The sequence below is a fragment of the Stenotrophomonas sp. TWI587 genome (assembly GCF_039674145.1).
GTDB classification, from domain to species: Bacteria; Pseudomonadota; Gammaproteobacteria; order Xanthomonadales; family Xanthomonadaceae; genus Stenotrophomonas; species Stenotrophomonas maltophilia_AY.
In genome coordinates this window covers 32,519-47,656 of sequence record NZ_JBDJMW010000007.1, presented here as the reverse complement: position 1 = coordinate 47,656, position 15,138 = coordinate 32,519, and the positions used below count along the sequence as shown (strand labels likewise).

The 15,138-nt window shown below is 68.5% G+C and carries 11 protein-coding genes; 2 read left to right on the top strand and 9 right to left on the bottom strand.

Annotated elements, in window-relative coordinates; all coding sequences use genetic code 11:
* Nucleotides 1-68: 68 nt before the first annotated feature.
* The gene (dkgB, locus tag ABE464_RS12760) at nt 69-872 is read left to right on the top strand and encodes a 2,5-didehydrogluconate reductase DkgB (RefSeq protein ID WP_346472267.1); all 804 of its coding nucleotides are present in this window, start codon (nt 69-71) and stop codon (nt 870-872) included.
* A gap of 49 nt (nt 873-921) precedes the next feature.
* Here dkgB and ABE464_RS12755 read toward each other — a convergent pair whose 3' ends face one another.
* From ABE464_RS12755 to mgtE, 3 genes are read right to left on the bottom strand one after another with little or no spacing between them, the layout of a single operon-like run.
* Complete coding sequence (locus ABE464_RS12755) at nt 922-1,620, bottom strand: alpha/beta fold hydrolase (protein ID WP_346472266.1); 699 nt, start codon at nt 1,618-1,620, stop codon at nt 922-924.
* Between the two features lie 47 nt (nt 1,621-1,667).
* Complete coding sequence (locus ABE464_RS12750) at nt 1,668-4,397, bottom strand: bifunctional acetate--CoA ligase family protein/GNAT family N-acetyltransferase (RefSeq protein WP_346472265.1); 2,730 nt, start codon at nt 4,395-4,397, stop codon at nt 1,668-1,670.
* A 52-nt stretch (nt 4,398-4,449) separates the two neighbouring features.
* Entirely contained in the window at nt 4,450-5,820 is a 1,371-nt protein-coding gene (gene mgtE, locus ABE464_RS12745) for a magnesium transporter (RefSeq protein WP_346472264.1), read from the bottom strand.
* 345 nt (nt 5,821-6,165) lie between these two features.
* On the opposite strand from mgtE, the gene ABE464_RS12740 reads away from it, so the two are divergent.
* Nucleotides 6,166-7,974, top strand: coding sequence for a monovalent cation:proton antiporter-2 (CPA2) family protein (locus ABE464_RS12740; RefSeq protein ID WP_346472263.1), 1,809 nt, complete (start codon nt 6,166-6,168; stop codon nt 7,972-7,974).
* 401 nt (nt 7,975-8,375) lie between these two features.
* Here the strand turns inward: ABE464_RS12740 and ABE464_RS12735 are convergent, their stop codons facing one another.
* From ABE464_RS12735 to ABE464_RS12710, 6 genes are all read right to left on the bottom strand, one after another.
* Complete coding sequence (locus ABE464_RS12735) at nt 8,376-11,711, bottom strand: ankyrin repeat domain-containing protein (RefSeq protein ID WP_346472262.1); 3,336 nt, start codon at nt 11,709-11,711, stop codon at nt 8,376-8,378.
* Nucleotides 11,704-11,970, bottom strand: coding sequence for a YcgL domain-containing protein (locus ABE464_RS12730; protein WP_346472261.1), 267 nt, complete (start codon nt 11,968-11,970; stop codon nt 11,704-11,706). Before ABE464_RS12730 ends, ABE464_RS12735 begins: the two co-directional genes overlap by 8 nt.
* A gap of 230 nt (nt 11,971-12,200) precedes the next feature.
* Entirely contained in the window at nt 12,201-12,638 is a 438-nt protein-coding gene (locus tag ABE464_RS12725; protein WP_346472260.1) for an excinuclease ATPase subunit, read from the bottom strand.
* Nucleotides 12,639-12,713: 75 nt separating this feature from the next.
* Nucleotides 12,714-13,955, bottom strand: coding sequence for a beta-ketoacyl-ACP synthase (locus tag ABE464_RS12720; protein ID WP_346472259.1), 1,242 nt, complete (start codon nt 13,953-13,955; stop codon nt 12,714-12,716).
* A complete protein-coding gene (gene fabG / locus ABE464_RS12715) occupies nt 13,955-14,686 on the bottom strand; it encodes a 3-oxoacyl-ACP reductase FabG (protein WP_346472258.1) in 732 nt (243 codons plus the stop codon). Before fabG ends, ABE464_RS12720 begins: the two co-directional genes overlap by 1 nt.
* On the bottom strand, nt 14,683-15,138 hold the full coding sequence (locus tag ABE464_RS12710) for a hypothetical protein (protein WP_346472257.1): 456 nt from the start codon (nt 15,136-15,138) through the stop codon (nt 14,683-14,685). The genes fabG and ABE464_RS12710 overlap by 4 nt, the downstream gene beginning before the upstream one ends.

The window sequence follows — 15,138 nt, the reverse complement described above, 5'->3', positions numbered from 1 at the left end:
ACGGCCGGCTCTACGTCGCTTTACGGTGCACGGCGTAGCCTGCACCTCACCCCCATGAAGGAGTTTCCATGAGCATTCCCGCATTCGGCCTCGGCACCTTCCGCCTGAAGGGCCAGACCGTGATCGACTCGGTGCGCAACGCACTGGACGTCGGCTACCGCGCCATCGATACCGCACAGATCTACGAGAACGAGGCCGAGGTCGGCCAGGCCATCGCCGAATCCGGCGTGGCCCGCGATGATCTGTTCCTCACTACCAAGATCTGGATCGCCAACTTCCAGCACGACGCGTTGCTGGCCAGCCTGCGCGAGAGCCTGCGCAAGCTGCGCACCGACCACGTCGAGCTCACCCTGATCCACTGGCCCTCGCCGAAGGATGCCGTACCGATGGCCGAGTATCTCGGCGCACTGGCCGAAGCCAAATCACTCGGTCTGACCCGGCAGATCGGCGTTTCCAACTTCACCATCGCCCAGACCCGCCAGGCCATCGAGATCCTGGGTGCCGATGCGATCGCCACCAACCAGATCGAAGTCCACCCCTACCTGCAGAACCGCGCGCTGATCGCGTTCCTGAAGGACCAGGGCATCCATGTCACCGCATACATGAGCCTGGCCTACGGCGAAGTGCTCAAGGACCCGGTGATCCAGGCCATCGCCGAGCGCCACCAGGCCACCCCGGCCCAGGTCGCACTGGCGTGGGCGTTGCAGCAGGGTTTTGCGGTGATTCCGTCCTCGACCAAGCGCGACAACCTGGCCGGCAACCTGCTGGCGGCCGATCTGCGCTTGAGCGATGAGGACATGGCGCAGATCGCCACGCTGGATCGCGGGCATCGCCTGGCGAACCCTGAAGGGATCGCACCGGCCTGGGATTGATGGACAGCGCCCGACCGCTGGATGGTGCGTGCCGGCCGCCAGCCGGCACCTACCGGAGCAACCAGTCCCGCATTGCCACGCTGACCTCGTCGGGCTTCTCCATCGGGGCCAGATGCCCACAGTCGGGCAGCACGACCAGGTTCGAGTGCGGCACCAGCGCATGCATCTCCCCGCTGATCGCCAGCGGGGTGATGCGGTCGTTCGCACCGCACACGATCAACAGCGGATCGCGGTACCCGGCCAGCACGTCGTGGCCATCTACCCGATCCAACGCGCTCTGTCGCAGGAACACCTCCGCGCCCAGCCGCGCGGTCATGTCGCGCACGCGCTGGACCAGCACGTAGTCGTCCAGCCGCGAGGCATCGATGTAGCTGCGCATCAACGTGTCGCCGAAGCCGTGGAATTTGCCGGGCAGGCGCACGCTGGCGCGCTGGGTCTGCCGCTGCTTTGCGCGCTCGGGCGAGTCGGCATGGATCGAGGTGTCGATCAGGGCCAGGCGCAGCACCCGCTCCGGCGCGGTGCGCAGGATCTGCTGGGCGACGAAGCCGCCGAGGGAAAAACCGGCCAGGGCGAAACGTTCGGGCGCCTGCGCCAGCACGTCGTCGACCACGGCCTGCATCGTCTCGCCGCGGGTCTGGTCGCCGACGATGCAGTCGGCGATATCGGAGAGGTCGGCGATCTGCGCACGCCAGAGTTCAGCGTCGTTGAGCAGGCCGGGGAGCAGCAGCAGGGGGAGGCGGTCGGTCATGGCGTATTGTCGCCCCGCCCACGTGCACGCGTCGTACCGTGATCGGCTCAGTGCGTTGCAGGATCGGGCACCTGCGGCACCTGCACGTCCTGCACCGGCAACGTCACCACCATCACCGTCGAATCGTCCGGGTCCAGCCTGGTCTTGAAGCCCAGGCTCTGGCACATCGCCAGCATGGTGCTGTTCTCGCGCAGCACCTGGCCTTCGATGATGTTCAGGCCGAGCCACTGGGCGTACTCGATCATGATCGCCATCAGCCGCCAGCCGATGCCATGGCCCTTGAGGTCGGAGCGGATCAGGATGCCGTACTCGCCACGGTCGTAGTCCGCATCGGCGTGCAGGCGCACGGCACCGAGCATGTCGCCACTGCGCGGATCGATCGCCACCAGTGCGATGGAGCGGGCGTAGTCGAGCTGGGTCAGGCGCGCGATGAATTCGTGGCTGAAGTGCTTCACCGACTGGAAGAAGCGCAGGCGCAGGTCGTCATCGGTGACGCGGGCGAAGAAGGCGCGGAACAGCGCGTCGTCCTCGGGGCGCACCGGACGCACAAAGGCGGGGGCGCCGTCGGACAGGGTGATGGTGCGCTCCCATTCCTTGGGATACGGGAACACCGCGAAACGCGGGTGGCCACGCCCCTTGTGCAGTTTGCGCGACGGTGCGATCGCCACGCGTGCATCGAGCGCGATCACGCCGTCGCGATCGGCGAGCAGCGGATTGATGTCGAGCGTGCGGATTTCAGGAATGTCAGCGGCGAGCTGGGCGAGCTTGACCAGGATCAGCGCGACCGCGCGTTCGTCGGCGGCCGGCACATCGCGGTACGCCTTGAGGATGCGCGACACGCGCGTGCGCCCGATCAGTTCGTGCGACAGGCGCAGGTCCAGCGGTGGCAGGGCGATGGCCTTGTCATCGATGACTTCGACCGCGGTACCGCCACGACCGAACACGATCACCGGGCCGAAGGTCGGGTCGTCGGCGATGCCGGCAATCAACTCCCGCGCCTTCGGCCGCACGATGGTCGGCTGCACCAGCACGCCATCGATGCGCGCATCGGGGCGCTTCTCATGCGCGCGCGCGATGATCGAGGTGGCCGCCGCATGCACGGATTGCAGGGTACTGAGGTTCAAGCGCACGCCGTCGACATCGGATTTGTGCGGGATGTCGGCCGAGAACACCTTGATCGCCACCGTGGCGCCCTGCTCCAGCAATGGCTGGGCCAGGTCCATCGCCTCGTGGGCATCACGCGCCTGCATCACCGGCGCCGACGGAATGCCGTACGCGCTGAGCAGCTGGTGCGTGGCGATCGGGTCCAGCCACTGCTGGCCGGCGGCCAGTGCAGCCTCCACCAGCGCGCGGGCGCCGGCGGTATCGACCACGAAATCCTCGGGCAGGCTGGGCGGGGTTTCCATCAACGCGGCCTGCGCGTCGCGGTAGCGCACCAGATGCTGGAAGCCGCGCACGGCCTCGGCTTCGGTCGGGTAGGTCGGCACGCGCGCGGCATTGAGCGTGGCGGTGGCGCGGTCGTCGTTGCCCAGCCACACCGCGAACACCGGCTTGTCGCGGTGATGGCGCGGGCGCAGGCCAAGCGTGCGGGTCAGCGCCTGCGCGGCATCGGCCGAGGAAGTGAACGCGGTCGACACGTTGACCACCAGCACGGCGTCGTTCTCGGTATCGGACATCAGCGCTTCGATCGCCGCGGCGTAGCGGTCGCCATCGGCATCGACCACGATGTCCACCGGATTGCTGCGCGACCAGCCCTGCGGCAGCACCGCATCAAGCTGGGCGACGGTGGCCGGCGACAGTTCGGCGAGGCTGCCGCGCAGGGCCAGCAGCTGATCCACCGCCAGCCGCCCCACTCCGCCACCGTTGCTCAGGATCGCCAGGCGACGGCCCGGGAAGGTGCCGAGCCGACCGAGTGTTTCGGCGGCGGTGAACAGCTCGTCCAGCGCGCTGACGCGCAGCAGGCCGGCGCGGTTGAACGCAGCGCCATAGACCGCATCGGCGCTGGCCAGTGCCTGCACGTGGGTATCGGCATCGGGATTGATGCGGATGTGACGGCCGGATTTGACCACCACCACCGGCTTGGCGCGCGCCGCGGCACGCGCGGCCGACATGAATTTGCGCGCATCGCGGATGTGCTCGACGTAGAGCAGGATCGCGCGGGTGCGGTAATCGGTGGCGAAGTAATCGAGCAGATCGCCGAAGTCGACATCGAGGGTGTCGCCCAGCGAGACCACGGCAGAGAAGCCGACCGAGCGTGCCACGCCCCACTCCACCAGGGCCGCGGCGATCGCGCTGGATTCGGAGATCAGGGCCAGGTCACCGGCCTGCGGGAAGTGCGCGGCGATGCTGGCATTCAAGCGCGCATGCGGAGCGATCACCCCCAGGCAGTGCGGGCCGAGGATGCGCAGGCCCTTGGGGCGTGCCGCCGCCTCCACCTGCGCGGCCAGCGAGCCCGGGCCGTCTCCCAGGTTGGCGGTGAGGATGATCGCTGCACTGACGCCACGCTCGGCGGCGGTGGCCACCACCTGCGGCACGATGCTGGCCGGGGCGGTGATCACCACCAGTTCGGGCACCCAGTCCAGGTCCTTGAGCCGCTTCACCGTGCGGATGCCATCGATCTCGCTGTAACGCGGATTGATCCACGCCACTTTGCCGGGGAAGCCGGTGCCGCGCAGGTTGCGCATCACCGCGCGGCCGGCGGAGCGTTCACGCGGGCTGCCGCCGATCACGGCGACCGACTGCGGGCGGAAGACAGCTTGCAGGTGGTAGGTGCTCATGCGACCAGACAGTAACAGGGACGGGGGTGGTTATTAACCACCCCCGTCCCTGTTAAAGCAGGGTGCCGCGCAGGATCATCGCGGCGATGCTGAAGTAGATGACCAGGCCGGTGACGTCCACCAGCGTGGCCACGAACGGGGCCGAGGCGCTGGCCGGGTCGAAGCCCAGGCGCTTGAGGATGAAGGGCAGCATCGAGCCGGACAGCGAGCCGAAGGTGACGATGCCGACCAGTGCTGCGCCGATGGTCAGTGCCAGCAGCTGCCAATGATCGCCGTAGTCATGCAGGCCCAACAGCTGCCAGGACACGATGCGGATGATCGCCAGCACGCCCAGGATCGCGCCCAGGGTGATGCCGGTCGGCACCTCGCGCAGCGCCACCTTCCACCAGTCGCGCAGGCGCAGCTCGCGCAGGGCAAGGCTGCGGATCAGCAGCGAGGTCGCCTGCGAGCCGGAGTTGCCGCCCGAGCTCATGATCAACGGGATGAACAACGTCAGCACCACTGCGCGCGCCAGCTCGTCCTCGTAGTGTTGCATCGCACTGGCGGTCAGCATTTCGCCGAGGAACAGCACGCTCAGCCAGCCGGCCCGCTTGCGCAGCATCTCGAAGAAGCCGATCTGCATATACGGCTTTTCCAGCGCTTCCATGCCGCCGAACTTGTGCACGTCCTCGGTGGATTCCTCGATCAGCGCATCGAGGATGTCATCCACCGTGACGATGCCCAGCACATGGTGCTGCGCGTCCACCACCGGAATCGCGAGCAGATCGTGGCGACGGATCAGCTGCGCCACCTCTTCCTGATCCAGCTGCACCTCCACCGTCACCGGCGGGTTGACCTGGGCGACGTCGAGGATCGGTTCCTCGGGCAGCCCGGTGATCAGCCGGCGCATGGTGACCACCTGCACCAGTGCGCGGGTGTGCGGATCCAGCACATAGATCGCGTAGACGGTCTCGCGGGTGCGCTCGACCTCGCGGATGTGCTGCAGGGTGCGCCCGACCGTCCAGTCCGAGGGCACGCTGACGAACTCGGTGGTCATCAGTGCACCGGCGGTGTGCGCCGGGTAGCTCAGCAGCTGCTGGATCGCCTTGCGGGCGTCCGGGCTGAGCAGCGGGATCAGACGTGCACGCTCGTCCTCGTCCAGCTCGTGGACGATGTCGGTGGCACGGTCATCGGCCATCAGCCCGAGCAGGGCGGCGGCGCGGGCCACCGGCATGGCCGCCACGAGGTCGCCACCGCGGTTGAGCTCGGGCTGCTCGAGCATCTTCACCGCGCGCGGCAACGGCAACGCGGCCAGCGTGTCGGCGGCGCGCGACAGGCTCAGCGTGTTGAGGAATTCCACCGCATCGGCGGTGTTGAAATTATCGAGGGGTGCGCTCAAGGAGGCGGCATCGGCCACCGGACGCAGCAGGTCTTTCTGGTTCATCGTATTCGCCTGTGGGTATCGCATTGCGCGACGCCAACGCTGGCGAACCGACCCGTGTCAGGCGGTGGCCATCGCTGGCGTCGAGCAAGGTCGACTTCTACTGTCGCTGGACATGGGTTGGGGACTCCGGAAGGGTTTACTGCCGACGGCGGACGCCAGCAGCGGCGGGCAGTCTGGACCTGGGTGTGACGCAGGTCAACCCTTGTGCGGAACCCCGTTCCGGTGGGAGTCGCCTTCCGCACCCATCGCGGTCGCATAATGGCGCGTGGCCCCGGCCACAGGCCCCGGTCCGCCCGGGGAGGCTTTCCACCCGCACGGCACACGACCCCATGAGCAGGTTCCTCCATGCATAGCGGCGCGCTCGAGCTGGCCCTGGTGCTGCTGCTGGCTGCGGTGATCGCGGTGCCGGTGTTCAAGAAGCTCGGTCTGGGTGCCGTGCTCGGCTACCTTGCCGCCGGCGTGGTGCTCGGCCCGGATGGCCTGGGCTTCGTGCAGGACGCCGACCGCATCCTCAGCGCCGCCGAGATCGGCGTGGTGATGCTGTTGTTCGTGATCGGCCTGGAGCTGTCGCCTGCCCGCCTGAAGGTGATGCGCCGCTCGGTGTTCGGTGCCGGCGCGCTGCAGGTCGCGCTGAGCGCCCTGGTGCTGGGCAGCCTGCTGATGCTGGATCACTTCCAGTGGAAGAGCGCGCTCATCGTCGGCATCGCGCTGGCGCTGTCCTCTACCGCGGTTGGGCTGCAGCTGCTGTCCGAGCACAAGGCGATCAACAGCGATTACGGGCGGCTGGGCTTTGCCATCCTGCTGTTCCAGGACCTGATCGCGATTCCATTACTGGCCGCGATTCCGCTGCTGGGCGGTGCGCGCAACGACACCCTGCAATGGAACGACGTGGCCATCGCCATCGGCGCACTGGCGGTGGTGATCCTGTGCGGGCGGCCCGTGCTGCGCCGACTGTTCAACATCATCGCGCGCACGCGCAGCCCGGAGGTGTTCACCGCCACCGCGCTGCTGGTGGTACTGGGCACCGCATGGTTCATGCAGGAAGCCGGGTTGAGCCCCAGCCTGGGCGCCTTCCTGGCCGGTGTGCTGTTGTCCGATTCGGAGTTCCGCCACGAGCTGGAATCGCAGATCGAGCCGTTCAAAGGCCTGCTGCTTGGTCTGTTCTTCATCGCCGTCGGCATGGGCATCGACCTGGACCGCATCGTCGCCGAGCCGATGATGATCGCCGCGGGCGTGGCGATCCTGCTGGTGGTGAAGTTCGGCCTGCTGTTCGGCATCGGCAAGCTGGCCAAGCTGCGCACGCGCCATGCCGTGCTGCTGGGCAGTGTGCTGTGGCTGGGCGGCGAGTTTGCCTTCGTGGTGTTCAACGAGGCGCAGCGCGCGCACCTGCTCGGCAGCGCGAATCACGATCGGCTGGTAGCGATCGTCGGCCTCTCGATGGCGATCACACCGCTGCTGATGATCGGCCTGATCCGCTTGCTCGGTCGCGATGAGGGTCCCAAGGCCAGTGCGCCGCCAGCGGACAAGGTCGACATCACCGATGTGCAGCCGCAGGTGATGATCGCCGGCATGGGTCGCTTCGGCCAGGTGGTGGCGCGCCTGCTGACTGCGCAGAAGATCCCGTTCGTGGCACTGGAGTCCAATCCGGACACCGTCTCGGACCTGCGCCGCTTCGGCAACAAGCTCTATTACGGCGATCCCACCCGGCCGGAGATGTTGCGCGCGGCCGGCGGCGAGCACATCCGTGTGTACGTGGTCACGCTGGATGATCCGGACGCCAACATGCGGGCCACGCGGCTGATCCGGCGCATGTATCCGGATGCGGTGGTGCTGGTACGCGCACGCAACCGCCAGCATGCCTGGCGGCTGATGGACATGTCCGCCGAACCGTTCCGCGAAGTGTTCGGCACCAGCCTGGAACTGAGCGAACGGATGCTGATTGCGCTGGGCATGTCGGTGGAAACCGCGCGCAGTCATGTGCAGCGCTTCCGCGAGCATGACGAGAAGCTGCTGCGCGATCAGTACCTGGTCTACGACGACGAAGCCGCGGTGATCCAGACCTCGCGCGATGCGCGTGCGGACCTGATGCATCTGTTTGAGGCAGATGCGGAGAGTGATGGGAAGGGTGTGGATCGCGAGCGTGACGCCCCTTAGCGACCGGCAGGCCCCTCGGCAAATGTCCCCCGGCCGCCGCCTCGCGGCGGCGACCTCCTCCTTGATTTTGCCCAGGAGCCTACCGGCCGCTAAGGGGCTCGGCGTACGGTAGGCGTGCGGGAAACCGCGCCTTTCTGTGAGAGCCGGTGATCTGCACACGTGGGTCGCGATGCCCTTGTGGGCGAAATAAAGGAGGCGGCGGCGGCCGCAGGCCGACGCCGGGGGACATTCGCCGGCAAGGGCAGCGCGGCCCAGCGTTCGACTCACCTTTCGCCGCGCCAGAAAAGAAGCCACCCTCGTCATTCTCGCGACGCGGATGGGAGAAGGCCCGAACAACTTAGTCCGGCTTAGTCCGGCCGCACGCGAAGGGCAGAGACGGCAGCGGAGTTTGTCTGAACTGCTCAGCCGTTATCGCGCAGGAACCGGGCCATCGAGGACACGCCCGGCACCAGCGGTTCGAACTCGCCGGCGACATCGATGAAGCCGCGCATCACCGCGATCTCGCGCGGGCTGCGGTTGAGCGCGTCGCGCACATCCGGGTCGGCGCCGGCACGCAGCAGGCGCTGTACCAGCAACGGCAGGCCATGCAGCGCCGCCAGATGCAGGGGACCGAAGCCGCGCGGATCGCGCACGTCCAGCGAAACGTCTTCGTCGAGCAGACGTTCCACCGCGGCAAGCACGATCTGCTCATCGCAGGCGGTGCCAGGTTCGGCGCGTGCCCCCAGCAGCAGCAACAGCGGCGTGACCGAGCCGGCCGCGGCCTGGTCTGGTTCGGCGCCGGCCAGCAGCAGTGTGTCCAGCAGGGCGAGCAGACGCGAGCGGTCGCGCGCACTGAAGCCATACAGCGCGGCGCAGTGCAGCGGGCCGAGCTGCTGGGCATCGCCGGCGTGAACGTTGGCACCGGCGGTGAGCAGGCGCGAGACGATGTCCGGCAGGCCCAGCGCCGAGGCCAGCATCAGCACGGTGACGCCGCCCGGCAGGCGATATTCCAGCTCGGCACCGGCATCGAGCAGGGCCGAGACGATGTCGATCTGGCGCATGCTGACCGCGGCCGACAGCGGCGTCGCGCCACTGGCCGCGGCGTGCTGCGGATTCGCGCCACGGGTGAGCAGCAGGTCCACCACGGCCAGATGACCGCCACCGGCGGCCCGCAGCAGGGCGGTGCAGCCCTGGGCGTCCACGACATCCACAGCAAACCCAAGATCGATCAGGCGCCGCACGGCATCGGCATCGCCAGCCATCGCAGCGGCCGGCAGGTCGCCGTCGCGCAGGGCGCGGCGCGGCAGCGGCCACACCCGCCAGTCCAGCCAATCGGCAAGGTCGCGGCGGCCGATCGACAGCGCCACGCCCAGCGGCGTCTGGCCGTCGGCCGCGCGCGCTTCGGGTGAGGCACCCTGCTGCACCAGCAGCTTGATCGAGCCTTCGCGCGCGAGCGCGGTGGCCAGATGCAGCGCGGTCATGCCGTGGCTGTCGCGTGCTTCGCGGTCCACACCCTGGGTGAGCAGGGCCTGCTGCAGGCGCAGCCAGCCCAGGCGCACCGCCAGCGACAGCGGCGGATCACCGGCCGGCGACGGCGCAAACGGGTCGGCGCCGCGTTCCAGCAGTTCAAGCGCAAGCTGTTCCAGCCCGCGCGAGGCATGGTCGTGCTGGGCGCAGGCGCTCAACAGGCGCGCCAAGCCACCGCGGCCAGCTGGGGACAGGCCACGGCGCAGCAGCACCTGCAGCGCGGGCACGGCATCGATGCCACGCGCCAACAGCGCGAACATCGGGGTATCACCACAGGCATCCAGTACTTCCGGCGCCGCGCCGTGCGCGAGCAGCCAGTCCAGTGCCTGCGGATCCAACGCCAGTTCGGCATCGTGCAGCAGCGCACCCAGTTCCTCCGGCGCGCACAGGCGGGCCAGCGCGGCCATGCCCTCGACGTTGCCGAAGCTCAGCGCTTCACGCAGCAGTTCCAGTGGCGGGCGGTCCGGCAGCGAGGGCGAGGCTGTCTCCCCATCGCCGGACATCACCAGGCCATCGCTGACCGCGGACGGCAGCGGATAGGCGGGATCCAGCAGCGAGACGATCGCCCAGCGCCCGGCACCGGCCGCGATATCCACCGCACGACGGCCCTGCGGATCGGCGACGTCGACGGCGATGCCCAGGTCGCGCAGGCGGCGCACCAGCAGCGGCGACACGTTGTCGGCCATGCAGGCCAGCAGCACGGCGTTGCGGCCCTCGCCATCGACCGCATTGAGATCGGGATGGTGCGGCAACAGGTGTTCGACCACGCCGGCCCGACCGCCACGCGCGGCTTCCAGCCACGGCGTGCGCGCCAGTGCATCGCGGGCTTCCAGATTGGCGCCGGCGGCGAGCAGCACGTCGATGATGTCGACATGGCCGGCCAGCGCGGCTTCGTGCAGGGCACTGCGGCGCTGCCGGTCGCGCGCATCGGCGCGGGCCTTGTGCTTGAGCAGCAGCTGCACACCGGCCGGATCGTCTTCTTCGGTGCCGGCGGCGGCGAGCAGCACGGGCGTGCCCTCGGCCGGCTCGGTCTTGGCCCCACGCTCGAGCAGGAACTTGGCCAGGCGCCAGTTGCCGACCTGGCAGGCCACCGCCAGCGGTGACCAGCCATCGTCATTCAGCGCGTCCACTTCGGCAGCGGCATCGCGCAGCAACGCGGCGACGCCGGGATCGGAACTGCGGGCGGCATGGTGCAGCGGGGTATTGCCCTCGCTGTCCACCGCACGCGGGTCGGCACCGTTGGCGAGCAGGGTCATCACCGCTTCCGGGCGACCGTGCCAGCTGTCGCGGGTAGCGGCCAGCAGCGGGGTCATACCGCGATGCGGCGCGTTGACGCCCACGCCGCGGGCGATCAGTTCACGCAGCAGGCGCAGGTCGGGCAGCACGGCCGCGAGCACCGCCAGACTGCGCTGGTCGCGCCAGGCCGGATCGGGCAGGCCGTGCGGATCGGCACCGGCCTGCAGCAGCTGCAGCGCGCGGTCGACCCGGCCGCTGCGCGCGGCGTCGTACAGCGCCGGCTGCTGCTCGTGCAGGCCGATCGATTCCAGCGGCTTGGGTTCTGCGTACTGCTCGGCGAACGGATCCTCGCGCGCTTCGCGCGTCTGCACCGGCAGCGTCGCGGTCAAGGCGTTGGCGGGCGCGATCGCCTGCAGCAGCAGATGCGCCAGCGGCGACAGCAGCACGACCGCACCGGCGATCGGCCAGCGCAGCGCCTCCGAGACGAGCCCCGGCCATGCCGGCAGCACCACCAGCGCACAGACGAGTACCACCAGCGCGGCCACAGCCAGACCGCGCCAGGCGGTCAGGTCACGCCCGGCCAGGGTCTGCCAATGGCGGGCCAGGCTGCCTTCGCTGCGTTCCACGTCATTCCACAACGGCCAGGTCCGCCAGACCCCGAGCAGTGCGGCGCTGACCGCCACGCTCAGTCCCAGCACGGCGGCCAGGCTGCCGCTGTCGTGCAGTGCGCTCAGTGGCCAGGCCACCAGCAACGTCAGCAGCAGCGGACCGAGCGACCACAGCGCCAGCAACGCCGGACCATCCTGGCGGGCCACCTGTGCCAGCGGCTGCAGCGGCCGGGTCCGGCGCCACCACGACACCGCCAGCGCGAACGCCGGTTGCGCCAGCGCGGCGCACACGGCACCAGGCACGCCACCAACGGCCGCGGCCAGGGCCAGCAGCACACCGAGCGCGGCAGCGGAGGCAACGGCGCGGGGGCGTGGAGATTCAGTCATTGCGTCGCGGGATCCGGACCGGCGCCAACGGGGGCGGCGGCAATTGCAGGTGGAATCCACGCTCGGTCAGGTTCTGGCGCACTTGTGCGACATCGGCCTGGGCAAGGCGACGGTCGGGAGTCAGGGCCACTTCGAGAACGAACTGGAACGGCGCCAGCGAGGCCTTCACCGCGTCGGGGATGACGGAGAAGTCATCACGAACGGCGAGATAGACGAAGCTGTCCTGCTTGCGTTGGCTTTTATAGACGTAGGCTTGCATGCCGCAGGGCGTTGCCCAGGGTAGTGAATGGCAATGATTGTGGAGGAAAGCCGGCACAGGTGAAAGCTGCGTGCACGGTCCGCCGTCGGTTTTCCGTCGCGCGACAGCATCAGGTTCATCAATGTCGCGATGTCGTTCAGCTGCGCGCCGCTGCAGTCTGCCGGTCCGGCTGTGATGAATACGTCGGTTTTGCGCCACCACCGCCCCGATGAGGCGGTGGTGCGTCGTGCTTACTTCACCTTGGCGTAGGTGCCCTTCAGCGCCACGCCGGCCAGGATCGCGCCCGCATAGCATTCGTAATTGGTGGTGCTCTTGAACTCGTTCTTCTTGTAGTAGCTGACAATGTCGACCACGGCGTTCGCACCGCGCGACTTGGCGCCATCCTGCAGCGCGCGCAGCGCCGACAAGGCCACCCAGCGGCAGGCTTCGGCGTCACTCTTGTTGGCCGCGTTGGTCTTCTTGTTGGTCACATCCTCGCCCAGGCGCTGCAGGACGCTGACCTTTTCGCCAGCCAGGTAGAACTTCACGCTGCCGTCGATGCCGACATTGCGGGCTTCGGCGGAATTGACCAGCTCGTGCAGCGACTGCTCCACGCGGGTGTCACGGGCCTGGGCGGTGCTGGCAACGGCCAGCAGGGCGGTGGCGGCAATCAGGGCAAAACGACGCATTCAACTTTCTCCTTGTTGGGGGGACGCGAGGGGTCTACGGAACGGCCGGCCCGCACCGCAGGCCGGATACAGCGGTCAGTCCTGCCAACGGCGGAAGATCAACGAGGTGTTGATGCCACCGAAGGCGAAGTTGTTGCTCATGACGTAGTCGGTCTGCAACGCGCGGCCTTCGCCGTCGATGTAGTCCAGCGCGCCGCAGCGGGGGTCGACCTCATGCAGGTTCAGGGTCGGGGCGAACCAGCCGTCGCGCATCATCTCGATGCTCAGCCAGGCCTCGAATGCACCGCAGGCGCCGAGCATGTGGCCGACGTAGCTCTTGAGCGAGCTGATCGGCATGCCCGGGCCGAACACTTGGTGGGTGGCCTGGGTTTCGGCAATGTCGCCGTGCTCGGTGGCGGTGCCGTGCGCGTTGACGTAGCCGATCCGCTCGGCGGCCAGGTCAGCGTCGTCCAGTGCCAGCCGCATCGCCTGGGCCATGGTGCCGGCGCTGGGCTGGGTGACGTGCTGGCCGTCGCTGTTGGTGCCGTAGCCGACCACTTCGGCCAGGATCGTGGCGCCGCGGGCCTGTGCGTGCTCCAGCTCTTCCAGGATCAGCGTGCAGGCGCCCTCGCCCAGCACCAGGCCATCGCGGTGCGCATCGAACGGGCTGGGCGTGGTCTGCGGTGCATCGTTGCGCACGCTGGTGGCGAACAGAGTGTCGAACACCGCCGCGGCCGTGGCGTCGAGCTGCTCGGCACCGCCGGTGACCATCACCGTCTGCTTGCCGCTGCGGATCGCTTCATAGCCAGAGCCCACGCCCTGGCTGCCCGAGGTGCAGGCGCTGGAGGTGGTGTAGACCCGGCCGGACAAACCGAAGAACACGCCGATGTTCACCGGTGAGGTGTGGCTCATCATCTTCAGGTAGGTGGTGGCGCTGATGCCCTCGGTGGTGTGCTCATGGAGCATCCGGCCGAACTCGGCAGTGGCCTCGTGGCTGCCCGAGGACGAGCCATAGGCCACGCCGGCCATCCCACTGCGCAGCACCGGATGGCCGAGCAGACCGGCTGCCTCCAGCGCCAGCTCGGTGGCGCGCACCGACATCACCGCGACCTTGCCCATGCTGCGGGTGGTCTTGCGGTTGTAGTTGGACGGCAGCTCGAAGTCTTCGGCCGGTGCGGCCAGCCGGGTGTTGAGGCCATCGAAGACCTCCCACTCGGGGATGTAGCGCACCGCATTGGTCCGTGCCTGCAGACGCGCGCGGATGCTCGCCCAGTCCTGCCCGAGCGGGCTGATGGCGGCGGCGCCGGTGACCACGACGCGACGATCGGGGCGGGCCATCAGACCATGCCTCCGTTGACCGAGATCACCTGGCGGGTGATGTACCCGGCCGATTCGGACAACAGGAACGACACCGCCGCGGCGACCTCCTCCGGTTGGCCCAGGCGGTTGGCCGGGATCAGCTTGAGCGCGTGTTCGACCACTTCTTCATTGACCATCTCGGTCTCGATCAGCCCGGGGGCCACGCAGTTGACGGTGATCGCGCGGCTGGCCAGTTCCAGCGCCAGCGCCTTGGTGGCGCCGATGATGCCGGCCTTGGCCGCACTGTAATTGGTCTGGCCGCGGTTGCCGACCAGGCCGGACACCGAGGACAGGGTCACGATGCGGCCCGGCTTGCGCCGCCGCACCAGCGGCATCACCAGCGGGTGCAGCACGTTGTAGAAGCTGTCCAGGTTGGTGTGGATGACCGCATCCCAATCCTCGGCCGGCATTGCCGGGAAGGCGCCGTCCCGGGCGATGCCGGCGTTGCAGACCACCCCGTAATAAGTGCCGTGCTCGGCGATGTCCGCTTCCAGCGCAGTGCGCGCGGCATCGCGGTCGCTCACGTCGAACATCAGCACCCGGGCCTGCCGGCCCAGCGCCTGGATCTCGCCCACCACGGCCTGCGCCTCTTCGATGCGGCTGCGGCAATGCACCACCACGTCGAAGCCGTCGCGCGCGCAACGCAGCGCCACGGCACGGCCGATGCCACGGCTGGCGCCGGTCACCAGCACGGTCAAATTCCCTGTCATGCCTCTCCACTCTCCAGATAGGCCATCGCGTCCGTGGGTTCAAACACGGAGACGTTGGCGACTGCTATTTCGATATCGCCCGCCAGGATCCGGCAGGCGAACATGCCCAGGCCATTCTCGCCCAACAGCTCGCAGTTCGCCTCCACCCGCAGGCAGCTGCCGGGGGTGAAGTACGGTTGGTGGGCGGTGTAGCGGCGGGTGCCGAGCAGGAAACCGATCGACGGCGCACGGCCGGCGTGGCGCGCACGGCACCCGGCCCAGGCCGCGATCGCCTGGGCCATGTATTCCACGCCCACCCAGGCCGGAACGCCGTCCGGGGTGCAGAACAGGCCCTGCGCGGGCACGTCCACCTCCACCGCGATGGATTCGTCCTGCCAGGCCACCACGCGGTGGATCAGGCGCATGCTGTCGCGGTGCGGCAGCACGGCGTCGATGTCGTCGGGCAGCGGCAT